Annotated in this window: 24 protein-coding genes; 14 read left to right on the forward strand and 10 right to left on the reverse strand. The window is 40.8% G+C overall.

Features of this window, described 5'->3' with window-relative positions; genetic code table 11:
• Positions 1 to 2 precede the first annotated feature (2 nt).
• From HMPREF3237_RS02845 to HMPREF3237_RS02865, 5 genes are all read left to right on the forward strand, one after another.
• Positions 3 to 935, forward strand: a complete 933-nt coding sequence (locus HMPREF3237_RS02845; RefSeq protein WP_070888762.1) for a DMT family transporter — start codon at positions 3 to 5, stop codon at positions 933 to 935.
• 63 nt (positions 936 to 998) lie between these two features.
• Positions 999 to 1697 carry a 2,3,4,5-tetrahydropyridine-2,6-dicarboxylate N-acetyltransferase gene (gene dapD / locus HMPREF3237_RS02850; RefSeq protein WP_070888763.1) on the forward strand — a complete coding sequence of 233 codons (699 nt, stop codon included), beginning with the start codon at positions 999 to 1001 and terminating at the stop codon, positions 1695 to 1697.
• 57 nt (positions 1698 to 1754) lie between these two features.
• On the forward strand, positions 1755 to 2885 hold the full coding sequence (locus HMPREF3237_RS02855) for an N-acetyldiaminopimelate deacetylase (protein ID WP_070888764.1): 1131 nt from the start codon (positions 1755 to 1757) through the stop codon (positions 2883 to 2885).
• 3 nt (positions 2886 to 2888) lie between these two features.
• Positions 2889 to 3428, forward strand: coding sequence for a 5-formyltetrahydrofolate cyclo-ligase (locus HMPREF3237_RS02860; RefSeq protein WP_006146197.1), 540 nt, complete (start codon positions 2889 to 2891; stop codon positions 3426 to 3428).
• Positions 3412 to 4086: a rhomboid family intramembrane serine protease gene (locus HMPREF3237_RS02865; RefSeq protein ID WP_070888765.1), complete on the forward strand. Its 675-nt coding sequence runs from the start codon at positions 3412 to 3414 to the stop codon at positions 4084 to 4086. Before HMPREF3237_RS02860 ends, HMPREF3237_RS02865 begins: the two co-directional genes overlap by 17 nt.
• Before the next feature lie 146 nt (positions 4087 to 4232).
• On the opposite strand, the gene HMPREF3237_RS02870 is transcribed toward HMPREF3237_RS02865, so the two are convergent.
• Genes HMPREF3237_RS02870 through HMPREF3237_RS02885 form a run of 4 tightly spaced genes read right to left on the reverse strand, consistent with a single transcriptional unit; the run spans position 4233 to position 8944 of the window.
• Positions 4233 to 6086, reverse strand: coding sequence for a proline--tRNA ligase (locus HMPREF3237_RS02870; protein ID WP_070888766.1), 1854 nt, complete (start codon positions 6084 to 6086; stop codon positions 4233 to 4235).
• A 16-nt stretch (positions 6087 to 6102) separates the two neighbouring features.
• Positions 6103 to 7359 carry an RIP metalloprotease RseP gene (gene rseP, locus HMPREF3237_RS02875; RefSeq protein ID WP_070888767.1) on the reverse strand — a complete coding sequence of 419 codons (1257 nt, stop codon included), beginning with the start codon at positions 7357 to 7359 and terminating at the stop codon, positions 6103 to 6105.
• Between the two features lie 21 nt (positions 7360 to 7380).
• Positions 7381 to 8184, reverse strand: a complete 804-nt coding sequence (locus HMPREF3237_RS02880; RefSeq protein WP_070888768.1) for a phosphatidate cytidylyltransferase — start codon at positions 8182 to 8184, stop codon at positions 7381 to 7383.
• 7 nt (positions 8185 to 8191) lie between these two features.
• Complete coding sequence (locus HMPREF3237_RS02885) at positions 8192 to 8944, reverse strand: isoprenyl transferase (RefSeq protein WP_070888769.1); 753 nt, start codon at positions 8942 to 8944, stop codon at positions 8192 to 8194.
• Between the two features lie 212 nt (positions 8945 to 9156).
• Between HMPREF3237_RS02885 and HMPREF3237_RS02890 the strand changes: the two genes are divergently transcribed.
• From HMPREF3237_RS02890 to HMPREF3237_RS02925, 9 genes are all read left to right on the forward strand, one after another.
• Positions 9157 to 9552, forward strand: coding sequence for a helix-hairpin-helix domain-containing protein (locus HMPREF3237_RS02890; RefSeq protein ID WP_070888770.1), 396 nt, complete (start codon positions 9157 to 9159; stop codon positions 9550 to 9552).
• A gap of 331 nt (positions 9553 to 9883) precedes the next feature.
• Positions 9884 to 10462: a flavin reductase family protein gene (locus HMPREF3237_RS02895; RefSeq protein ID WP_070888771.1), complete on the forward strand. Its 579-nt coding sequence runs from the start codon at positions 9884 to 9886 to the stop codon at positions 10460 to 10462.
• Positions 10449 to 11009, forward strand: coding sequence for a GNAT family N-acetyltransferase (locus HMPREF3237_RS02900; protein ID WP_070888772.1), 561 nt, complete (start codon positions 10449 to 10451; stop codon positions 11007 to 11009). The genes HMPREF3237_RS02895 and HMPREF3237_RS02900 overlap by 14 nt, the downstream gene beginning before the upstream one ends.
• A 28-nt stretch (positions 11010 to 11037) precedes the next feature.
• A complete protein-coding gene (locus tag HMPREF3237_RS02905; protein WP_070888773.1) occupies positions 11038 to 11508 on the forward strand; it encodes a ribonuclease H family protein in 471 nt (156 codons plus the stop codon).
• 15 nt (positions 11509 to 11523) lie between these two features.
• Positions 11524 to 14175 carry a valine--tRNA ligase gene (locus tag HMPREF3237_RS02910; protein WP_070888774.1) on the forward strand — a complete coding sequence of 884 codons (2652 nt, stop codon included), beginning with the start codon at positions 11524 to 11526 and terminating at the stop codon, positions 14173 to 14175.
• The gene (locus tag HMPREF3237_RS02915) at positions 14175 to 15488 is read left to right on the forward strand and encodes a hypothetical protein (RefSeq protein WP_006146183.1); all 1314 of its coding nucleotides are present in this window, start codon (positions 14175 to 14177) and stop codon (positions 15486 to 15488) included. Before HMPREF3237_RS02910 ends, HMPREF3237_RS02915 begins: the two co-directional genes overlap by 1 nt.
• A gap of 14 nt (positions 15489 to 15502) precedes the next feature.
• Entirely contained in the window at positions 15503 to 15673 is a 171-nt protein-coding gene (locus HMPREF3237_RS08980; RefSeq protein ID WP_006146182.1) for a hypothetical protein, read from the forward strand.
• Between the two features lie 61 nt (positions 15674 to 15734).
• Positions 15735 to 16955, forward strand: a complete 1221-nt coding sequence (locus HMPREF3237_RS02920) for a DNA cytosine methyltransferase (RefSeq protein WP_070888775.1) — start codon at positions 15735 to 15737, stop codon at positions 16953 to 16955.
• A gap of 70 nt (positions 16956 to 17025) precedes the next feature.
• Positions 17026 to 18597 (forward strand): hypothetical protein, encoded by a 1572-nt coding sequence (locus HMPREF3237_RS02925; RefSeq protein WP_070888776.1) that lies wholly within the window; start codon positions 17026 to 17028, stop codon positions 18595 to 18597.
• Between the two features lie 63 nt (positions 18598 to 18660).
• Here the strand turns inward: HMPREF3237_RS02925 and HMPREF3237_RS02930 are convergent, their stop codons facing one another.
• Genes HMPREF3237_RS02930 through HMPREF3237_RS02955 form a run of 6 tightly spaced genes read right to left on the reverse strand, consistent with a single transcriptional unit; the run spans position 18661 to position 22365 of the window.
• Positions 18661 to 19260: a response regulator transcription factor gene (locus tag HMPREF3237_RS02930; RefSeq protein ID WP_070888777.1), complete on the reverse strand. Its 600-nt coding sequence runs from the start codon at positions 19258 to 19260 to the stop codon at positions 18661 to 18663.
• Entirely contained in the window at positions 19261 to 20358 is a 1098-nt protein-coding gene (locus HMPREF3237_RS02935; protein ID WP_070888778.1) for a sensor histidine kinase, read from the reverse strand.
• Entirely contained in the window at positions 20358 to 21095 is a 738-nt protein-coding gene (locus HMPREF3237_RS02940) for an ABC transporter permease (RefSeq protein WP_070888779.1), read from the reverse strand. The genes HMPREF3237_RS02935 and HMPREF3237_RS02940 overlap by 1 nt, the downstream gene beginning before the upstream one ends.
• 1 nt (position 21096) lies before the next feature.
• Positions 21097 to 21981, reverse strand: a complete 885-nt coding sequence (locus tag HMPREF3237_RS02945) for an ABC transporter ATP-binding protein (protein ID WP_070888780.1) — start codon at positions 21979 to 21981, stop codon at positions 21097 to 21099.
• On the reverse strand, positions 21968 to 22162 hold the full coding sequence (locus HMPREF3237_RS02950) for a hypothetical protein (RefSeq protein WP_006146175.1): 195 nt from the start codon (positions 22160 to 22162) through the stop codon (positions 21968 to 21970). Before HMPREF3237_RS02950 ends, HMPREF3237_RS02945 begins: the two co-directional genes overlap by 14 nt.
• On the reverse strand, positions 22159 to 22365 hold the full coding sequence (locus HMPREF3237_RS02955; protein WP_025170070.1) for a hypothetical protein: 207 nt from the start codon (positions 22363 to 22365) through the stop codon (positions 22159 to 22161). The genes HMPREF3237_RS02950 and HMPREF3237_RS02955 overlap by 4 nt, the downstream gene beginning before the upstream one ends.
• Positions 22366 to 22556: the final 191 nt, after the last annotated feature.

A 22556-nucleotide genomic window follows, 5' to 3' on the forward strand; every position in this document is an offset into this window, starting at 1 on the left:
ATATGAATCAGTATCAAAAGAATATTTTTAAGGGAACCATATACTCCCTCCTATCCGGATTAATATGGGGTATTTGCGGTATTTTAGGAGAATTCTTCTTTACGCATTATCCAGTTTCCTCTGGTTGGATTACTTCCATGCGACTAAGTCTTGCAGGTGGTTTTGTACTCATCCTGTCTGGCTTTAAGCTCCGCTCCCAGTTATTCGACCTTTGGAGAAACTGGAAAAACTATCTGCCTTTTTTGGCTTATGCCATTTTAGGAATCTTCTCCGTTCAGTATTTCTTTTATCTTTGTGTAGAATACTCTAATGCGACAACCGCAACTATCCTCCAATTTATCAGTCCTATCTTCATTCTCATTTACAACCGTATTATCTACAAGAAAAAAGCTTCTAAAAAAGCAATCTTCTACGTTTTAACTGCGATGCTTGGGGTCTTTTTGATGGCTACCAAAGGCGATTTTTCTAAACTATCTATTACCCCTCTCGCTTTAGTAACGGGGCTCCTCAGCGCCCTTGGAGTTATGTTTAATGTCATCTTGCCCCAACCATTTGCTCAAAAATACGGTTTTGTACCAACTGTTGGCTGGGGTATGATGTTGGCTGGACTCTTTAGTAACGTTCTCTACCCTGTTTATAGAATCAGCTTTCAGCTAGATTGGGCAAGCATCTTGATTTGTTTAATCATTGCATTTTTAGGAACAGCCTTTGCCTTCTTCCTATCCATGAAAGCCGTCTCACTCGTTTCCCCATTAGTGGTGTCAGTCGTCAGTGCTAGCGAACCTTTATCCTCTGCTATTCTCAGCGTTCTATTTCTAGGTTTAGTCTTGGACGGGTATCTGCTACTAGCGATGATCTTGATTATTATCCCAATGATTTTCTTATCCATTGAAGAATCAAAAAACAAAATGAAAGAATCTTCTTTTAACACTTAAGGCTTCAAATTTGAAGCCTTTTTTGGTAGAATAGTAAGCATTACAAAGAGTGAGGAGATACCTATGACTGCAACAAAAATGAATGCACAAGAAATTATCCAATTTATCGCAAACGCTGAGAAAAAGACCAGCGTTAAAGTGACTTTTGAGGGAGAACTTGCCGGAGCCGTTCCTGCTTCTGTTATCAAGCTTGGAAATGTTCTCTTCGGAGACTGGAAAGATATTGCTCCCCTTCTTGAGGAATTAACAGAAAATAAGGACTACGTTGTTGAGCAAGACGCTCGCAACTCAGCAGTCCCTCTCCTCGATAAACGTGACATCAATGCTCGTATCGAACCAGGTGCCATCATCCGTGACCAAGTTGAAATTGGTGACAATGCTGTAATCATGATGGGAGCTGTTATCAATATCGGTGCAGAAATTGGTTCTGGCACTATGATTGATATGGGAGCTATTCTCGGTGGTCGCGCAATTGTTGGTAAAAATAGTCACGTGGGTGCAGGGGCTGTTCTTGCAGGAGTGATTGAACCAGCTAGTGCAGATCCTGTTCGTGTCGGTGACAATGTACTGATTGGTGCTAACGCTGTGGTTATTGAAGGTGTTCAAATCGGTAACGGTTCTGTTGTCGCAGCAGGTGCTATCGTCACTCAAGATGTTCCAGAAAATGTTGTCGTTGCTGGTGTTCCAGCTCGCGTTATCAAACAAATTGATGCTCAAACGCAACAAAAGACAGCTCTAGAGGACGCCCTTCGTACCTTGTAACCATAAAAAGAGGCGGAAATATCCTAGCCTCTTTCTTCTATGTAGGAGAATATACATATGTTAGATTTGATTCAAACTAGACGAGATTTACACCAGATTCCTGAGATTGGTTTAGAGGAGTTCGAAACACAGGCTTATCTGCTTGATGTTATCAAAAAATTGATTGCTGGTAAGGACTTCGTAGAACTTCGGACTTGGCGTACAGGTATTTTGGTTTATCTACACGGAAGTCAACCAACTAAAACGATTGGCTGGCGTACAGACATTGATGGACTACCTGTCAATGAACAAACAGGATTGCCTTTTGCTTCCAAACACCAAGGTCGAATGCACGCTTGTGGGCATGATTTCCATATGACTATTGCTCTAGGAAGCCTAGAACGTGCTCTCGAAAAACAGCCAAAAAATAACCTCCTCTTTCTCTTTCAACCAGCCGAAGAAAATGAAGCTGGTGGAATGCTGATGTACAAGGACCAGGCATTTGGCGACTGGCTACCAGACCAATTTTATGGTTTGCATGTGCGACCAGACTTAAAAGTCGGGCAAATTGCAACTAACACTCATACATTATTTGCAGGAACCTGTGAAATCAAGATTAACTTTAAGGGTAAGGGAGGGCATGCTGCCTTTCCACATGAAGCAAAGGATGCTGTGGTTGCTGCTAGTTATTTTATTACCCAAGTTCAATCAGTTGTTAGCCGAAGTGTCAATCCAATCGAGGGTGCCGTTGTAACCTTTGGTGTCTTGCAAGCTGGAACAACCAATAATGTAATTGCAGAAACCGCCTTTTTACACGGGACTATCCGCTCCCTAACTCAGGAGATGAGCCTATTAGTACAAAAAAGAGTTACAACCATTGCTGAAGCTGTCGCTGCTGCTTTTGATATGGATGTAGAGATTGAACTCAAGCAAGGAGGCTACCTCCCAGTAGAAAACAATCCTAAACTAGCTCGGGAATTAATGGACTTTTTCCAAGAAAAAGAAGGGGTTGAGTTGATTGATATCGAGCCTGCCATGACAGGTGAAGACTTCGGTTACTTACTTTCAAAGGTGGATGGCGTCATGTTCTGGCTTGGAATTGATAGCCCTTATGCCCTACACCACCCTCAGATGAGTCCTAAAGAAGAGGCACTCGCAATTGGTGTTGAAGCTGTATCAAGCTTTTTAGCAAAGAAAGCTGCGGAGTAAACTATGAAAAAAAGCTTACGCAAGCAGGTCTTACAAGAACTCAAGTCTCTATCTAAGGAAGAAAAGCAGAGAATGAACGATTGGCTCACAGAGCAGTTCTTTCAACATCCTTTTTATAAGGAAGCAAAAACCATTGCTACTTACCTGTCTTTTCCTCATGAATTTCAGACAGCTGAACTCATCAAACAAGCTCAAAAAGATGGGAAAGAAATCGTCATTCCAAAAACTTATCCCAAAGGGCAAATGGATTTTGTTGTTTATGAACCAGAGAAACTCGAAAGAAATTCTTTTGGACTTCTTGAACCGCAGGGGGAAGCTATTGTCTTTGAGCCCTCTCAGATTGACTTGATCCATGTTCCCGGTTTAGCTTTCAATCCTTCTGGTTATCGGGTTGGCTATGGTGGTGGCTACTACGACCGCTACTTGGAGCATTTTACTGGTCACACCATCAGCACACTTTATCTATGCCAAATCCAAGATTTTCAACCTGAGCACTACGATATTCCCGTTGAGGAGGTACTCATCTATGAAAGAGATTTTTGATCGCCGTTATCCCGTCACGAGCTTCTTTCTTTTTGTGACAAGCCTGGTTTTTATACTCATGTTTCTAACCAGTGGTTTCAACTACACAAGTGCAGCTACCTTATATCAATTTGGAGCCGTTTATCCACCTGCTATTAAGGCCATGCCTGAACAAATCTGGCGCTTATTTTCAGCAACCTTTGTCCACATCGGCTTAGAGCACTTTTTTATCAATATGCTGTCCCTTTACTTTCTAGGACGTCAGATGGAACAAATCTTTGGCTCCAAGCAGTTTTTCTTTATCTATCTTCTATCAGGTATGATGGGAAATCTCTTTGTCCTAGTTTTTAGTCCTAATGCCATTACTGCAGGTGCTTCAACTGCGCTCTACGGAATGTTCGCATCCATTGTCATTCTTCGTTATGCTACACGCAATCCCTATCTTCAACAGCTTGGCCAATCTTATCTCTCTCTTTTAATCATCAACCTAGTAGGTAGCGTTTTAATCCCTGGTATCAGTCTTGCTGGACATGTCGGGGGAGCTGTCGGGGGAGCATTACTGGCTATTGTCTTCCCAGTTCAAGGAGAACGAAAGATTTACAGCCCAGTTCAACGCGGTTTAGCAACCCTAGGTTTTATCGCTTTATCAGTCTTGCTACTCTACATTGGGTTATTTTAAAATCTGCATAAAAGCCATTGACCTGTCTCTCCTAGGGACTATCAATGGTTTTTATGTTCGGTAATTTCAGTTTCTTATTAACTTAGTTGATACAAAAAAACAAGGCAAAAACGAATTTGTCTTGTTTTTTCTTCTGATTACAAATTTTATTTATTGGCTAGGATTTCAAGGGTTTCAAGCAAGTTATCAGTGTGAACTTCAATCGTATCTCCTGTCGCCTTTATTTTGACTTCTACAATTCCTTCAGCTGCTTTCTTCCCAACAGTGATACGGATTGGCAAGCCAATTAAATCGCTATCGCTGAATTTAACACCGACACGTTCGTTACGGTCATCTGTCAAGACTTCGTAGCCTTTATTAACCAAGGCTTCTTCGATATGATTTGTCAATGCAAGACTTGCTTCATCCTTGACATTAACTGGAATCAAGTGCACATCGAATGGTGCCAATTCTTTAGGGAAATTGATTCCCCAAGCGTAACGGTATTCACCTTTAGGGGTTTTGTTCACAAAGAGACGAGCGTGTTGTTCCATGACTGCTGAAAGGAGACGGCTAACACCGATACCGTAGCAGCCCATGATGATTGGCACAGTACGACCATTTTCATCCAAGACATCTGCTCCCATGCTTGCTGAATAACGAGTACCCAGTTTGAAGATGTGACCAATTTCAATACCACGCGCAAAGTTGAGAACACCTTGTCCATCTGGAGAAATTTCGCCCTCACGAACTTCACGGATATCGACATATTCTGCAGTAAAGTCACGACCTGGGTTGACACCAGTCAAGTGGTAGCCATCTTCATTGGCACCAACGACAGCATTGCGGCTATCTTGTACCTTGCGATCTGCGATAATTTTGACATTTTCAGGTAGACCAACTGGTCCAAGAGATCCAAAGTCTGCTCCCAACAATTCTTTCACTTCTGCCTCGGTTGCAGGTTCCAAGAAATCTGCTCCAAGATAGTTTTTCAATTTGACTTCATTGAGCTGATCATTGCCAACGAGTAGGGCCACAACTGGCTCTTGGTCTGCCATATAAACCAAGGTTTTAATTGTTTTGTCTTCAGAGACGTTCAAGAAGGCTGCGACTTCATCAATCGATTTGACACCTGGTGTTTCCACGCGAGTCACTTGATCTTCAGTCACAACACGGTTGCTTGGTTTGTACTCGTTAGTTGCCATTTCCAAGTTAGCTGCATAGCTGGATTCACTTGAGTAGGCAATGGTATCTTCCCCAGAAACCATCCATTTAAGCAATTCTGCCTTGATTTCTTCTTGCACTTCAGAAGGAATCTCGTCAAATGATGCAACAGACTTGTCCAAGACAACCCAACGGTCAAGGTCACTACGGGCAGGTGTGATAGCCATAAATTCTTGGCTATCCTTACCACCCATAGCTCCACCATCACCGATGATGGCTTTGAAGTCCAAGCCACTACGAGTAAAGATTCGTTCATATGCTGCCTTGTATTCATCATAAGTCACATCCAAGCTGTCGTAGTTAGCATGGAAGCTATAACCGTCTTTCATGATGAATTCACGCGTACGAAGAAGTCCATTACGTGGACGTTTTTCATCACGGTATTTAGGCTGGATTTGGTACAAGTTCAATGGTAATTGCTTGTAAGACTTAACAGAATCACGGACAATCGCTGTAAAAGTTTCTTCGTGAGTTGGTCCCAAGATAAAGTCGGATGACTCACGATTTTTCAATTTATAAAGATCTTCACCATAAGTTTCGTAACGACCAGATTCACGCCAAAGGTCTGCACTGAGAAGGGCTGGCACCAACATCTCAACTGCACCAATCTTGTCAAACTCCTGACGCATAATCTTTTTAGCTTTTTCGATAACACGGTTAGCAAGTGGCAAGTAAGAATAAACACCTGCTGATACTTGACGAACATAACCAGCACGCAACATAAGGGCGTGACTGATAACTTGAGCATCGCTTGGCATTTCGCGAAGCGTTGGGATTAGCATTTTACTTTGTTTCATATTTTTCCTCTAATTCTTAAAAGAAGGTCCGCATGATGTCGTTCCAGGTAACAGCGAGCATCAAGACAACCATAATGGCAACTCCAACCAGAGTGACATAGGTTTCAATTTCTTGTTTCAATGGTTTGCGGCGTATAGCTTCGATAATGTTGAGCACAATTTTTCCACCATCAAGTGCTGGAATCGGAATTAAGTTGAAAATTCCGATATTAATAGAAATCATGGCTAAAAAGTACAAGACATTTTCAAGTCCATTCTTAGCAGCATCGCTACTAGCTTTAAAGATAGCAACTGGTCCACCCAATTTATTCAAATCTGGATGGAAAATCAAGCTTTTCAAAGCACTCAAGATACGTAAAGCTGAATCCGCTGCAGTCGTAAAGCCACCGACAAACATAGACCAAATATCTGTTTTGAGTCCTGGCTGCACACCGAGTAAGTAGCGCCCTTGATTTTCAACAGGTTTCACACTGACTTGCTTTTCAGTTCCATTTTCAGAGACTGTCACATCCAAAACTGGTGCTGTTTTCTCCTTGGTCTCTGCTTCCACTGCCTCAATCAAATCTTGCCAGTTACTAATTTCGTGTGAACCGACTTTGGTGATTTTTGCCGTATTGTCAACACCGGCCTTAGCAATCGCGCTATCAGGGATAATACTAAAGTTATTGCTTTGTGTATCTCGGACACCACCTTGCATAAAAATCAAAATCCAAAAGACGATAACTCCTAGGATAAAGTTATTCATTGGTCCTGCAAAGTTGGTAATCAACTTGCCCCAGACCGTCGCATTTTGATATTGAACGTCTAGCGGAGCAATACGAACCTCCGTCCCATCCTCTTCTACAATCGTTGCATCATGATCTACGGAAAAAGTTTTTTCCTCTTCCAAGACCAGACCTGTGATAAAGAGTTTATCCTCGAAATCATACTGGGTTACCTGCATAGGAAGGGCAGTTTGGTCGACTTTCTTACCAGACAGATTGATACGCTTCACCTTGCCATCATCGGCCAAAGTCAAACTAACAGGAGTTCCTGTCTTAATCTCTGTAGTATCCTCGCTCCAACCCGCCATGCGGACATAACCACCCAATGGCAGGAGACGAATCGTGTAGGCAGTCCCATCTTTTCCGATATGGGCAAAGATTTTTGGACCCATTCCAATGGCAAATTCACGAACTAGAATGCCAGACTTCTTAGCAAAGTAAAAATGTCCGAACTCGTGAACCACCACGATAATTCCAAAAACAAGGATAAAAGTTAGTAATCCTATCATTTAATATCTATTCACCTTTCTTTAAAATAAGCCGAAGAGGTGCATAATTGGGAAAACTGCTAGCATAGAGTCAAATCGATCCAAGACACCACCATGGCCTGGGATAAAGATTCCTGAATCCTTAACCCCAAAATGGCGTTTCATGGCACTCTCAATCAAATCACCCAATTGACCTGCAATACTAAAGAAAATAGCAAAGAGCATCATTTTGTAAATGCCATAAGGAAGAGCTACTGTTCTATCCACTAACATAAAGATAAGTGTGACAAGCATGGCAGCTACAATTCCTCCAAAAGCTCCTTCAATTGATTTATTAGGAGAAACTCTTGGTGCCAATCTTCTCTTTCCAAAATTCATTCCTACTAGGTAGGCACCACTATCTGTTGCCCACACAATAAAGAGAGCCAAGAGCGCTTTATCCATTCCTGCTATTCGAGCATCAAGTAAAGCATTAAAGCCAAAACCAACATAGAAACTCATGGCAATTGGATAAGTAGCATCCTCAATTGTGTAGTCTTTACTGAAGACAGTTGCTCCTAGCATGACAAAAATCACAACACTGTATGCGACAACATTCCCATCTACGGGCAAAAAAGTCAGATAGTTTTCCAAGGGAATGGTTAATACAAAAGTTGCTAACAGAGTCAATAACCCCTCCGGGGTCATAATATTTAACCCTTTCATCTGAAGCAACTCACGAACTCCAAGCATGGCTAGAATCCCCATCACTATTTGAAGCCAAAGCCCTCCAACCATCAAGAGTGGAATAAAGATAGCCAGGGCCAAAGCGGCAAATACTGTCCTTTTTAATAAGTCCTTTTTCATAATTTTCCTAAACTCCTCCAAATCGACGGTTACGACGATTGAACTCTGCAATAGCCTCCTTCAAAGCTTGCTCGTCGAAATCCGGCCACAAGACATCCGTGAAATAAAGTTCACTGTAGGCTGCCTGCCATGGTAAAAAATTGCTCAAGCGAAGCTCACCACTAGTTCGAATAATCAAATCTGGATCGCGAAACTCTCTAGGTAAATGGCCTGTAAAGAGATAGTCTCCGATCAGTTCTTCATCAATGTCTGCTGAACTTATCTTGCCGTCCGAAACTTCCTCCGCAATCAACTTAAGAGCTTGCGTAATCTCAGCTCTTCCTCCATAGTTGAGAGCAAAATTCAAAATCAATCCTGTATTTGACTGGGTCAATTCCTCCGCTTTTTTCAGAGCATCAAAAGTCTGTTTAGGCAAGCGATCAGTTTCCCCAATCATTTGAATCTTCATGTTCTTTTGGTGTAACTCAGGGACATATTTATCGTAAAATTCAACTGGTAAATTCATGATAAACTTAACTTCTTGATCTGGACGAGTCCAGTTTTCAGTTGAAAAGGCATAAACAGTCATGACCTTGACTCCCATGTCACTAGCCGCGATCGCTACCCTTCTCAAAGCATCCATCCCAGCTTTATGACCAAAAACTCGTGGTTGCATCCGTTTTTTAGCCCAGCGCCCATTCCCATCCATGATAACTCCGATATGAGCTGGTACTACCACTGGTGTCTCTATAACTTTATCTTTTTTTAAAAATCCAAACATGATTGTATTCCTATTCAAAAATCTATCGTTTCATTATACCATATTTTTCGCTTTTCTTCTATCATCTTTTCTTATTCTAGGACGGTTTTTCTATAGGGATTCTGTATTTTCAAACTAACAAGTCTTGCATTTCTCAAAGAAAGTTGATACAATAAAATGTAAAGATTTATCCTTGATCAGTTACAGGGGTTTTTTATTGAAAGGATTTTATCATGGTTAAAAAACTACAACGTAAAAAACAATTACGAAATAGTCTTCGTCGTTCAGGTGCATTTTCAAACGCTGTAAACAAGGTTGTCGAAGAAACAAAAAAAGTTGTGAAACATGCTGAAAAAGCAGCAAACAACGCAGGTAAAGTTGTCTCTAAACAAGTTGAAAAAACTGTAGAAGTAACCAAAGAACAAGCGCAAAAAGTAACGAGCTCTGTTGAGGATTTCGCAGCTAATCTAGGAGGACTTTCACTCGACCGTGCTAAGACTTTCTATGATGAAGGTATTAAATCTGCAGCTGACTTCAAAAACTGGACAGAGAAAGAACTCCTTTCCTTAAAAGGGATTGGTCCAGCTACGATCAAGAAATTAAAAGAAAACGGCATCAAGTTCAAGTAACCTTTATTGCCTCTTGCAATTTCCATAAAAACTTGCTAAACGATGCCCATTAGAGGTGTTTTGAATCCCACATTTTACAGAAAGTGGCGGAGCTGAGAAGTCCACAAATGTGTCAAAACTGGTTGCTAATGGATGAAAATGAAATATTGAAATGGTCTTTTTGATTCCTTTTGGGACGAGCTAAGGCCGTCATATCAAAAGAGAAATAATAAGATTAAAGATGCGGGCATTTGCCCGAAATTGGGTGGTACCGCGGATAAACACATTCGTCCCTGTCAGATTGATGGCAGGGGCGATTTTTATTTTGTAACCCTAGTCAAAGGAGTTTGTCATGAAACAATCTTTTAAAACTAGTAAACTCTACTATGGCTTTCCGATTTTCATCCTAGGCTACCAGGACCAGAACTTTGGGCACAATATCACGACCTGCAGTTCCTCCTATAGCCTAGGAGATTGGCTGGTCATCGGTGTTGGTGCTGAGGAAAATGCGACTGACCAGATTAAGCATTATCAGAAGTTCACTGTCAACATTCCTGATGAAAACTTCATGCTGGAGATGGAGCAGGCTGGTTTTATCAGCCATCGGGAGAAATTGAAGCACCTGAAGCTAGACTACGAGATTTCTGAACAGACTCAGGCACCGATTTTGAATGCCTGCCCAGTTGCATTGGACTGTCAGGTAGAACGGATCATCGAGGAAGATGGCATCTGCCATATCTTTGCTAAGATTCTTGAACGACTGGCTAATCCAGAACTCTTGGACGATAAAGGCCATTTTAAAAATGACTGCTTTGCCCCAACTTACTTTATGGGGGATGGCCATCAGCGTGTTTACCGTTATCTAGATGACCGAGTTGACCCCATGGGAAACTTTATCAAGAAAGCGAGGAAGAAGGATGGCAAGAGCTGAACTACCAGAACGAATCGAGACGGAGCGTCTCGTTTTACGAGTCCGTACAGTGGCGGATGCTGAAGATGTCTATGCCTACGCTAGTCTCCCAGAAGTCTCTTATCCAGCAGGCTTTCCACCCGTCAAGACCTTGGATGATGAGATTTACTATCTAGAGCATATCCTCCCTGAGCGCAATCAAAAGGATAATCTCCCAGCAGGTTACGGCATTGTCGTCAAAGGGACGGAAAAGGTCATTGGGTCTGTTGACTTCAACCACCGCCACGCGGACGATGTGCTAGAGATTGGCTATACCTTGCACCCAGACTATTGGGGTCGAGGTTATGTTCCAGAAGCAGCGCGTGCTTTGATTGACTTAGCCTTTAAAGAGTTGGGTCTTCACAAGATTGAACTAACTTGCTTTGGCTACAATGTCCAAAGTCAACGAGTCGCGGAGAAACTTGGATTTACTCTTGAAGCTCGTATAAGAGACCGCAAAGATGCCCAAGGCAATCGCTGTGACAGTCTGATATATGGCTTGCTGAAGAGTGAGTGGGAAAAGATATAATTGGAATAAATATTTAGGGGTGTAGATAATGAACGAAAAAATAATCTATTTTGATGCAAGTACGATTGGTCATAACGGTAATAAAGATAGAGAACAAACTAAAGTAAATGTTTTGAACGAATCAAAAACTCCATTACTTTTAAATTTAGATTTATCAGAATATTTCACTAGCCCATATGGTGTCGAAAGTGTTGATGATACAAGTGGCATAGTAATTTTAAAAGAAGGATTAACAAATAATCATGGAGAATTATTAGCTCTATTCTTTGCTATGAAAATCGCAGAACAGATTCAAGCAAAAGTTATTTGTGGAGACAGTAATAATGCGATTCAATATTGGTCAAAAGGACAGTATAATCGGAAAAATATCAAAAATAATGAAACTATTGAATTGATAGAAAAAGTAACTAAACAACGTGATAATTTTGAAAAATCTGGGGGAGAAGTTAGGAAAATTTCAGGAGATTCTAATCCCGCTGATTTGGGATATCATAGATAAAAGGAGAAAAAAATAATGTCTAAAGAACTTTCACCTAAATACAATCCAGCCGAGGTTGAGGCTGGTCGTTACCAAAAATGGCTTGATGAGGATGTTTTCAAGCCTTCAGGAGATAAAAAGGCTAAGCCTTACTCGATCGTGATTCCACCACCAAACGTTACAGGTAAACTCCACCTTGGTCACGCTTGGGATACAACTCTTCAAGATATCATCATCCGCCAAAAACGCATGCAAGGTTTTGATACGCTTTGGCTTCCAGGGATGGACCACGCAGGTATTGCCACTCAAGCCAAGGTTGAAGCTCGTTTGGCCGAAAGTGGTATTTCGCGTTACGACCTCGGGCGTGAGAAATTCCTTGAGAAAGTCTGGGAATGGAAAGATGAGTATGCGTCTACCATCAAGCAACAATGGGGCAAGATGGGGATTTCCGTGGATTACTCACGTGAACGTTTCACCCTTGACGAAGGCTTGTCAAAAGCTGTCCGCAAAGTCTTTGTAGATTTGTACAAAAAAGGCTGGATCTACCGTGGTGAATTTATCATCAACTGGGATCCAAAAGCCCGTACAGCCCTTTCTGATATCGAGGTTATTCACAAGGATGTGGAAGGTGCCTTCTACCACATGAACTACATGTTGGAAGACGGTTCACGTGCCCTTGAGGTGGCGACTACTCGTCCAGAAACCATGTTTGGTGATACTGCCGTAGCGGTTAACCCAAATGATGACCGTTACAAAGACTTGATTGGTAAAAATGTTATCTTGCCAATCTTGAACAAGCCAATTCCAATCGTTGGAGATGAGCACGCAGACCCTGAATTCGGTACTGGTGTGGTTAAAATCACTCCTGCCCACGACCCTAATGACTTCTTGGTTGGTCAACGTCATAATCTTCCGCAAGTCAACGTTATGAACGATGATGGTACCATGAATGAATTGGCTGGCGAATTCAAGGGTATGGACCGATTTGAAGCACGTAAGGCCGTTGTTAAGAAATTGGAAGAAATTGGTGCTCTTGTTGAAATCGAGAAAATGACTCACTCAGTTGGTCACTCAGAGCGTACAGGTGTCCCTGTTGAGCCACGTTTGTCTACACAATGGTTCGTGAAGATGGATCAATTGGCCAAAAATGCTATTGCTAACCAAGACACAGACGACAAGGTTGATTTCTACCCACCTCGTTTCAACGATACCTTCCTCCAATGGATGGAAAATGTCCACGACTGGGTGATTTCTCGTCAGCTCTGGTGGGGTCACCAAATCCCTGCTTGGTACAATGCTGAGGGTGAAATGTACGTTGGCGAAGAAGCTCCAGAAGGTGACGGATGGACTCAGGATGAAGACGTCTTGGATACGTGGTTCAGTTCTGCTCTTTGGCCATTCTCAACTATGGGCTGGCCTGATGTGGACTCAGAAGACTTCAAACGTTACTTCCCAACTTCAACCTTGGTAACAGGTTACGATATCATCTTCTTCTGGGTGTCTCGTATGATCTTCCAATCATTGGAATTCACTGGCCGTCAGCCATTCCAAAACGTTCTTATCCACGGTCTTATCCGTGACGAGCAAGGACGCAAGATGTCTAAATCACTCGGTAACGGGATTGACCCAATGGATGTTATCGAGAAATACGGTGCTGATGCCCTCCGTTGGTTCCTTTCAAACGGATCTGCACCAGGTCAAGACGTGCGCTTCTCATATGAGAAAATGGATGCTTCATGGAACTTCATCAATAAGATCTGGAACATCTCTCGCTACATCCTCATGAACAATGAAGGCTTGACCCTTGACCAGGCAACGGCCAATGTGGAAAAAGTTGTCAACCAGGAAGCTGGAAATATCACAGACCGTTGGATTCTCCACAATCTCAATGAAACGATCGGAAAAGTCACTGAAAACTTTGACAAGTTTGAGTTTGGTGTTGCAGGTCATATCCTCTACAACTTCATCTGGGATGAGTTTGCGGACTGGTACGTTGAGTTGACCAAGGAAGTCCTTTATAGCGATAACGAAGAAGAGAAAATCATTACACGTTCTGTTCTCCTATACACCTTGGACAAGATCCTTCGTCTCCTTCACCCAATCATGCCATTCGTGACAGAGGAAATCTTTGGACAAATTTCAGAAGGCTCTATCGTTACAGCAGCATACCCAACTGTCAATCCAGCCTTTGAAGATCTTGCGGCTCATACTGGCGTGGAAAGTCTCAAAGACTTGATCCGTGCTGTTCGTAATGCGCGTGCAGAAGTAAACGTAGCACCAAGCAAGCCTATCACGATTCTTGTTAAGACTAGCGATAGTGACTTGGAAGTCTTCTTTAACAGCAATGTCAACTACATCAAACGTTTCACAAATCCAGAGCACTTGGAAATCGCAGCTAATGTAGAAGTCCCTGAATTAGTAATGTCAAGTGTCATCACAGGAGCAGAAATCTACTTGCCACTCGCTGACCTTCTCAATGTAGAAGAAGAATTGGCTCGCCTCGACAAGGAACTGGCTAAATGGCAAAAAGAACTGGATATGGTCGGTAAGAAGCTCTCTAACGAACGCTTCGTAGCCAATGCCAAACCAGAAGTCGTCCAAAAAGAACGCGACAAACAAGCCGACTACCAAGCCAAATACGATGCGACCGTCGCACGTATTGATGAGATGAAGAAGTTGGTGAAATAGTGGCTGAAGATTACGGAAAATATAAATCGTGGTTTAATCAACCATTGAATATATTAGAGTCAAAAGACTCAAACGATGATTATTTGAATAATAATTTCAAAATGATTGATTATTATCAGGAAATATATCATGATGGGATTGTAATAGATGAACTGATTAATAAATTAAAACAAGGTCAATTTGATAGTTTAAGTATTATTGATTTAAATAGATTTAGAATATTCCTAGATGCAGTATTGTTAACTTTCAATAATGAGAAGGTTTATAATGTTTATTTGAAAGACAAATTTGCCTTTCAACCATTTTTTGACAGATTGAATGATTCAACACTATTCATACGAGAACGTCAATTTTTAGAAAATTATAAGAAGTATTTGAATAATCTTTTCAAAATACGCATTGATAAATTTAATTCATTTTTTTACTCACTAGATGGGGAAGACAGGCGAGTTTGGGATCAATTCAAGATAGTAAGAAATGCTTTCTCACATATGCAATATGGCTTTTATGCAAGTGACTCTACGGGGTTTCTAAGTAATTTTTCGATTTATAATCACGATAATGGACAAACTAAAGAAATTGGATTTGTTTTTGAACCAATTTTGCATCTTTTTATTCAGCAATTTTTTTCAAATTATAGTTTCTCAGGAGTTCCATACAAACATACTTGGTTTGAATTAAATCAAGAGAATGGGCTGATTAATTTTAATCAGGTAACTCTTTCAGATAAAGTTAATACTAAATTTTCAGGGTTTCAAAAAGATCATTTCATGAATCAATTTACTAGTATTATACAATCTGGAGATAAGACAACTATAGATAATTTTTTGAATAACAATTCTTTTAATCGTAAAATAATTTCTATTTCGCATGACGAGATTGAGCAAAAATGTTTGTTTTACTTGCAAGAAAAAAATCATAAACTTAATGATCCGATTCATTTTTTCGAGTCAATAAAGTTTTTATTTGACTTTGAAACGGAGTTTTCTAATTTTTTAGTTCATCTAATTCAATTAAACGATAGACTAATAGACTATTTAAGGGATAGAAAGTTAGGTATTAATAGAATCAATGAAATTTTTAAAAGTATTGACGAATTAACTGAGGATGAAAATAAGTTCTTGTGTTTTAGGTATTCTTTCGATTTATTAAGAATGTTTAATATCTCGTCTCGATTAGAGGATGATGATTTACCTAAAATTCAGATACCTGAAATCAGTATAAAAGGAATATACATACAAAATCCTTTGGCTTTATATGATTACTATAAAAAAATAAGATTCGTCTTCAATTACACTCACACTATGACTTGAGATCCAATTATATTATGGAAAGAATAAGAAATGCAATGATGCATGGCAATTATTGGATAGGATTAAAAGAATCAAAATTGTTTTATTTTTTTGAGGATAAATTTAATAAAAGAAATGAGATAATTGAAGTTTCACAAAATGTGCTAGAAAGTTTTGTTAAGCAAAAAATATTTCAAGATAGATGATACTTTTTATATATTACATTAGTAGGTGATGATAAAATTATTTTAGAAAGCAGGTTACTACATGACAAATTCTGTAAGTTCGAACCTCTCTGAGAAGTACAACATTGCAGCTTTCTTCTCAGGTGTTGGGGGAATTGAGTTGGGATTTGAACAGACCAACGAGTTCAGAGTGGTGTATGCCAATGAATTTGATAAGTATGCGCGTCAGACTTATCAGTTAAACCATCCAGATACTTATTTGGATGGTCGTGATATTCACGATGTTCAGCCAGAGGATATTCCAGCCGAGCGCGTGGATGTGATTATGGGAGGTTTCCCTTGCCAAGCCTTTAGTATTGCGGGCTATCGCAAGGGTTTTGATGATGATCGTGGCGACCTTTTCTTCGAATTGCTTCGCATGATTGAAGGACGTAAACCTCGTGCTATCTTCATCGAAAACGTCAAAAACATGGTCGGTCATGACCACGGAAATACCTTCAAGGTTATTCGTGAAGCCTTGACCGAGAACAACTACTTTATTAAGTGGAAGGTTCTCAACGGAAAAGACTATGGAAATATCCCACAAAACCGTGAGCGGATTTACATTGTTGGTTTTGATACCAAGGAAGCTTATGACTTATTTGAATTCCCAGAGGAAATCAAGCTGACGACTTCTCTTCAAGATGTGATTAACTTTGGTGATCAGCTAGATGAGGTCTACTACTACCGTGAAGGCAAGCAGAATTTCTACGACCAGTTAAAATTTGAAGTCACCAGCCAAGACACAGTTTACCAGTGGCGCCGTCAGTACGTCCGAGAAAATAAAAATGGAGTTGTCCCTACACTAACAGCCAATATGGGAACTGGTGGACATAATGTTCCATTGATTTTGACGGACAGTGGCGAGATTCGTAAACTGACTCCCAAAGAAACCTTTAACGTTCAAGGCTATCCTAAATCCTTTAAAATCCCAGAAGAGGTTTCTAATGGTCAGCTATACAAACAGGCTGGAAACAGTGTAGTTGTGCCCGTGATTAAACGCATCGCAGAAAATGTTGCCAAGGCCTTAAACGAAAGTCAAGGGAAATCTCAACTTAATCGTTCAGGGAAATTCGCCATTATCTACACTAAGATGAACGGTCAATTTGAAGGGCAATCCTATGTCAAGGATTTTGTGGATAGCTATGAGCAAGCTCTTGAAAAAATCAAGGCTTATGATGATGGTTTAACCCTTCTGTCAGATGAAGAGTATTTGAGACTTGTAAAAAAACAAGGCAAACTCGAATTTTACAGTATTAATTAACGAATATATAAGAGGATTAGTGAAAAACTAATCTTCTTTTGATATACTGAAAATAGAAAAGAGGGCGCTTATGTGGGAACATCTAAAGTCTGAACAAAAGGACAAATACAAAACCTTAATTACCAACTTCGCTAGCTTGAGCCAAGCTTTCTCTCAAAAGGCAGAATCCGAAGACGAGGAACAAACAGAACATTCTGTCGCTCCTATCGTCAACTCCAAATTCCAGGAGACTGTTTTCCAGAAGGCTTTTAATGCCGTTGGGGAAGATATCGCCAATACTTCCTATGATGCTTCCGTCGTTGTAGATGAAAATCATAAATACCTAGTGGGTATCAAGTCTTTTGGAATTAATTCGGGAGATCAAAAAATCGCTCAGTTTAAAAAAGATTCTCAATCTTGGACGGACTTATTGAGTGATATAAAATTCCATGCTGATATTTCAGTAGATAAAGAAGCTGCAGACAAGGAAAACTATCAACGCTATGAAGAGTTGGCACGAAAGATTGCGACCTTGAGAAACCAGAGAATCGAATCTTCTAAGGCGCAAATCAAGGGATTCAACTCTGACTCAGTCAATGTTGAAGCTGTTTACCACGTCTTGATGCCTACATCAAAAGGAGAAAATCCAAGGATTTTTGTCGGTGAAACATCTTATTTACCAGTTGATATTGATAATCTGGTCATTGAAGGATCAACTACCAAAAATAATCCAACCAATTTCCGTTTTACAGATGGGCAACACCACTACAAGTACACGGCAGCTGACAGCCAGCTCCACATGACTTTTAACAATAAAGACATTGTTGTAGACACTTGGGACGTCCATTATATCGAAGATCCTTTTTCTCTCTTTGAAAATCTTCATTTACTAATAGCTGAAAAGGAACAATCCGACATCCTAGAAACAGTATCTTGGGTGATTACAGACAAACATGGAAATGTGGAAGAAAACTCTGGTTTCAATGCCTTTAATGGTGGTTCAAAACTAGCTAAAAAATATCGTCTGCCACGGATTCTAAAGATTCAGGAAAAATTCAAAGATAGTCTGGCTCCAGAAGAACTAGCTTTTGTGACTTTCTCCCTAGAAGAAATTCTCTTGAAAAAGTGGACTAGCACGGAAAAAAATAATATGAAGGCTATTCGTGAGGACTTGATTAACTTTGTCCACGAGACTGGCAACAAAAAACTCATTAAAGAAATTGAGCAGTTAGTGTATCGTCCAGTTGGCGAAGTTTACATTCCTCTGCCTGACTCCAAGAACTTCCATGATGAAAGACCTGACTTCTTCGGACCAGGATTTGGGACCTTTGAACCTGGTACTAAAAAACTAGCTCTATCCAAAGAGGAAAGAACCTTTAAACTAAGATTTTTACCTTCTGGTGATGTCATCAATGCCTATATCAACCAAGAAGCTGGTAAGGCGATTCAGTCAACTGATAAGCAAGAAATTCTTGGAAATTGGATCTTGCGTGGTGTTTTCCAGTTGAAGGAACGAGAAATCTTGACAGGCCAACGGCTCAATGAGCTGGAAATCAACGGCATTCGATTGACCAAGTTTAAAAACGGGGAAATCGGCATCGAATTCATCTGGATTGACACCGAAAATCCACCAAGCGATGCTATCGGCTGGGTAGCAAAATAGACTTGAATAATACAAAAAAATCTCTTAGATTCATTTCTAAGAGATTTTTCCTTTCTCTCTCCCTCACAACCAGCCTTCTTCTTCGGCAGTTTTGGCTGCTTCAGTTCGGTTGCTGGCGCCTAGTTTAGAGAGGATATTGGTCATATAATTACGGACAGTGCCGTTTGAGAGGTAGAGCTTATCCGCAATTTCTTGGTTGGACAGGCCTTGGGCTACTCCATGTAAAACAGCGATTTCTTGCTCGGTCAAGGGATTAGGATGGGTCATCATGACTTCCATCAGCTCTGGAGAATATTCCTTGCGTCCCTCTAACACCGTATGTAGGGTTTGCATGAGTTCGGCGATGCTTCGCTCTTTCAAGACATAGGCGTCGACTCCTGCTTTGACCGCTCGTTCAAAATAGCCTGGACGTTTAAAGGTCGTAACGATAACCACCTTGGTTTCAGGCACTTCTTGTTTGATCCACTCGAGCGCTTCTAGTCCCGTCTTTACTGGCATTTCGACGTCAAGAATAGCAATATCTACTGCTTCTTTCTCCAAAACCTCAATAGCCTCGGCTCCATTTTTCGCCTGCAAGACAGTCTCTACATCTGGCTGAAAGCTTAAGAGCTGACACATGGCATCTCTCAGCATACTTTGATCTTCTGCGACTAATACTTTCATCTACTTTCTCTCCTTATAAGGCAGATGCACGCGTACTTCTGTGGGATCTTTCAAACTGACCAGCTCTACTTGCCCTGAGAAGGCTGCTGCACGGTCACGGACTGTATGGAGTTCATTTCCTTTTACAGTTGCAAATCCTTTCCCGTCATCTCTAACTGTCAGGACCAATTCCTGATTTGTACGTTCCAGTTTTAGATAGGCTTTTTCAGCTCTGGCATGCTTGATGATATTGGTCGCCAGTTCTAACAAAACCATAGCAGCTGTCGACTCTATATCCTGAGTCAGGCTAGCCTTGTCCAAGTGATTCTCAACTTGAACCTCAATCCCAGCAATCTCAAGCATCTTTTTGACAGTCTCAAGCTCTGAAGTTAGGGTCCGTGATTTCAGATTTTCCACAATGGTTCGCACTTCATTCATGGAATCCTTGCTGATCTGGTGAATTTCTTTTAATTCCTTTTCTACCTGTGGATAAGCCTCCATCTGAAATAACTGCAAGGCCAAATCTGTCTTGACACTGAGCATAGCAAAAGTATGTCCCAAGCTATCATGCAAATCCTGACCGATACGACTGCGTTCATTTTCAGCAAGCAATAGATTTATCTGGGCATTTTGCTTGGCCTGAGCTTCTTTCAAATCCTCGACAATGCGAATCCGAACCAAGCCAAAAGTCATTAAATCGATAAAAGTGAGAATTCCAAGTAGATAGACTAGAAACTCAACTTCAACTTCCTGAAAAATCAAAAGTTGCCCCACAACAAGGACTTGAGCAAGGAGAAAAGTTCGGACATGTAAAGAATTAAAACTACGTACGCCGAAATGATAAATTAAGAGATTGGCAAGGAAAAAGAAGAACCAGATATAATTTACACCAACAAAGGCAGTATAGCCAGCTACATAGGCTAGCATGATAACCCAACAGAGCCAGGATAAACGCTGACTCTTGGTGGTTAAAACACCTAAGTAAGCCAAGACAAATAGAATATCAATCAACAAATGCCAGCTAGGAAGCTCCCCAGTCACTACAGGAACGATGGGAAAAACCATAAAAATCAAACTGGCCCAATACATATAATCTATGCTTTTCAGTCTTACAAGCATTAAGCATTCTCCTTATGACCTTGAAGGTAAATGGTCAAACCAAACAAAACTGCTGAAAAAACAAGTAGATAAACTGTGGCTGATAAATTGATGCCACCCTCGTTTAAGAAGGTTTTGAGCAACTCCATCAACTGATAAGTTGGCAGGCACTTACCGATTGCTTGCATCCAGTCTGGAAATAAAGAGATGGGCATCCAGAGTCCGCCTAAAACAGCCAATCCTAGATAGAGGAGATTGCCCACGACAGACATCAGCTGACTAGACGGTAAGAGTGTCAGGATCAAGCCAAGCGCTACAAAGGCAACACTTCCTACTATCAGCAAGAGCGCAGCCCCAATCCAGTTTCCAAGAGACATGTCCACCCCTCTTACAAAATGCCCAACTGAGAAAACAACCAGGATTGAAACCAAATAATCAACCATCATACTTGTTATCTTTGATAGATAATATTCTACCATATTTACTGGAGTATGGCGTAATGTTTTCTGCCAGTTGTTGATTTTATCGGTATGTAAAACAGCTGGGAATGAAAACATAGCTGTCGACATCATGGAAAAGGCCGTCATAGAGATAAGGTAGTCACGCATAAAATTAGCTGGCCCATCTGGTGTATCCTGGTACATGCCTGAAAAGAATAAATAGAAGGCCGTCGGCATCCCTACGGATAATAGATAATAGACTAATTGACGTTTGGTCAATAGAAATTCGATCTTGTTTAGTGCAATCCATCGTTTCATCTTAGTCATCTCCCTTCTGTGTTTCTTCAAAGATTGTATCTAGCAAGCTACGGTTATTGACTTCAATTTCTTGTATCCTACAGCCTGCCTGAACTAACCGTTCCCAGAAAGCATCTGCTTCACGTGTGACTACTTGCAGGGCATCTTGTTTTTGTGACCAGTTATCAACCAAGTTAGACTGTTCGACGACTTCCTTGTAAGCTAGAGGTAGGATAAAGTGCTTTTCAATCTCTTCACTGCGCATGGCTAGAGGTGTTGTATCGCGAATCAACTCTCCCTTATTTAAGACCAAAATCCGGTCTGCTGTATGCTCTACTTCCTCAATATAATGAGACGAATAGAGAATGGTGACTCCCTGTGCTTTTAGATCCTGAACAATTTCCCAAAAACGTTGACGGGTAGAAGTATCCATGGCCGCAGTTGGCTCATCTAAAAAGACAAGCTTTGGTCGGCCAATCAAGGTCAAGACAAATGAAAAGAGACGCTTTTGCCCACCTGACAATTTTTCTGCCAATTGTTCTTTTTGCTGCTTGTCAAACTGCAATAGTTGATCGATCTCCTGGTTGTTCAAGGGATTTGGATAAATACTTTGAAAGAAAGCAATCAACTCTTTAACCTTTAATTTCTGAACAATGACATTTTCTTGAGGGAGGTAGCCTCTAATGTAGTCTAACTGAGAACTCGTTACTGGCAAGCCTTGGATGGATACTTGACCGCTGGTGACTAGCTTATCTCCAAGCAAACAATCCAAAAGTGTTGTCTTTCCAGCACCATTTGGACCAATCAAGGCGACGCATTCACCTTCCGCTACCTCAAAGGAAATATCCTTCAAAATAGCCTTGCCCTTGATATTTTTATTGAGGCTTTCTACCTTAATCATGTTCATGATATTCTCCTTTCAGCCACTCCTTTCCCATCGGAAAGGCGATAAAAATCATAAATCCTAATCCCCAGGCACCACGGATGAATTGGTGAAGGAAGGCTTGATCAAACCAACCTGTAAACATTTCTACCAACCATACCACTAGTGATAGTCCAATAAAAAGATAGAGAATCGCTTTTTTCATTTTTCAAACTCCTTTTTCACATCTGAGACCAATTTCAAACCTTCTCGGATCAACCAAGACATCATGCCAAATCCTGCAAATAACTCCCAAGGAAAATGATAGAAGCCTTCGTCCAATCCTGAGAACATGAGATAAGTCATGACTCCTGCTGCTACTAAACTCATTGCAACAATTACTTTATGTTTCATTTTTTCTTCCTCCATTTGATACATCTAGTATAATTCTTTGAAGGTAGAATCACTAGAAGCTTCTGTCATGAGGAAATATGACAAATGTCATTAAAAATGATGGAACAGAAATTACTAGATTGGATTGATTTTCTAGCACCAATCAGCTACTGGGTCCAAAACTCATTGCAAACGAAAAAGATCGGGAATCTTTTCCCGACCTCTTT

Source organism: Streptococcus sp. HMSC34B10, from assembly GCF_001839505.1.
GTDB classification, from domain to species: Bacteria; Bacillota; Bacilli; order Lactobacillales; family Streptococcaceae; genus Streptococcus; species Streptococcus peroris.

Coding starts and splice junctions, on each gene's coding strand:
- HMPREF3237_RS02845 (WP_070888762.1), top strand. CDS start 3: ATGAATCAGTATCAAAAGAATATTTTTAAGGGAACCATATACTCCCTC.
- dapD (WP_070888763.1), top strand. CDS start 999: ATGACTGCAACAAAAATGAATGCACAAGAAATTATCCAATTTATCGCA.
- HMPREF3237_RS02855 (WP_070888764.1), top strand. CDS start 1,755: ATGTTAGATTTGATTCAAACTAGACGAGATTTACACCAGATTCCTGAG.
- HMPREF3237_RS02860 (WP_006146197.1), top strand. CDS start 2,889: ATGAAAAAAAGCTTACGCAAGCAGGTCTTACAAGAACTCAAGTCTCTA.
- HMPREF3237_RS02865 (WP_070888765.1), top strand. CDS start 3,412: ATGAAAGAGATTTTTGATCGCCGTTATCCCGTCACGAGCTTCTTTCTT.
- HMPREF3237_RS02870 (WP_070888766.1), bottom strand. CDS start 6,086: ATGAAACAAAGTAAAATGCTAATCCCAACGCTTCGCGAAATGCCAAGC.
- rseP (WP_070888767.1), bottom strand. CDS start 7,359: ATGATAGGATTACTAACTTTTATCCTTGTTTTTGGAATTATCGTGGTG.
- HMPREF3237_RS02880 (WP_070888768.1), bottom strand. CDS start 8,184: ATGAAAAAGGACTTATTAAAAAGGACAGTATTTGCCGCTTTGGCCCTG.
- HMPREF3237_RS02885 (WP_070888769.1), bottom strand. CDS start 8,944: ATGTTTGGATTTTTAAAAAAAGATAAAGTTATAGAGACACCAGTGGTA.
- HMPREF3237_RS02890 (WP_070888770.1), top strand. CDS start 9,157: ATGGTTAAAAAACTACAACGTAAAAAACAATTACGAAATAGTCTTCGT.
- HMPREF3237_RS02895 (WP_070888771.1), top strand. CDS start 9,884: ATGAAACAATCTTTTAAAACTAGTAAACTCTACTATGGCTTTCCGATT.
- HMPREF3237_RS02900 (WP_070888772.1), top strand. CDS start 10,449: ATGGCAAGAGCTGAACTACCAGAACGAATCGAGACGGAGCGTCTCGTT.
- HMPREF3237_RS02905 (WP_070888773.1), top strand. CDS start 11,038: ATGAACGAAAAAATAATCTATTTTGATGCAAGTACGATTGGTCATAAC.
- HMPREF3237_RS02910 (WP_070888774.1), top strand. CDS start 11,524: ATGTCTAAAGAACTTTCACCTAAATACAATCCAGCCGAGGTTGAGGCT.
- HMPREF3237_RS08980 (WP_006146182.1), top strand. CDS start 15,503: ATGGAAAGAATAAGAAATGCAATGATGCATGGCAATTATTGGATAGGA.
- HMPREF3237_RS02920 (WP_070888775.1), top strand. CDS start 15,735: ATGACAAATTCTGTAAGTTCGAACCTCTCTGAGAAGTACAACATTGCA.
- HMPREF3237_RS02925 (WP_070888776.1), top strand. CDS start 17,026: ATGTGGGAACATCTAAAGTCTGAACAAAAGGACAAATACAAAACCTTA.
- HMPREF3237_RS02930 (WP_070888777.1), bottom strand. CDS start 19,260: ATGAAAGTATTAGTCGCAGAAGATCAAAGTATGCTGAGAGATGCCATG.
- HMPREF3237_RS02935 (WP_070888778.1), bottom strand. CDS start 20,358: ATGCTTGTAAGACTGAAAAGCATAGATTATATGTATTGGGCCAGTTTG.
- HMPREF3237_RS02940 (WP_070888779.1), bottom strand. CDS start 21,095: ATGAAACGATGGATTGCACTAAACAAGATCGAATTTCTATTGACCAAA.
- HMPREF3237_RS02945 (WP_070888780.1), bottom strand. CDS start 21,981: ATGAACATGATTAAGGTAGAAAGCCTCAATAAAAATATCAAGGGCAAG.
- HMPREF3237_RS02950 (WP_006146175.1), bottom strand. CDS start 22,162: ATGAAAAAAGCGATTCTCTATCTTTTTATTGGACTATCACTAGTGGTA.
- HMPREF3237_RS02955 (WP_025170070.1), bottom strand. CDS start 22,365: ATGGAGGAAGAAAAAATGAAACATAAAGTAATTGTTGCAATGAGTTTA.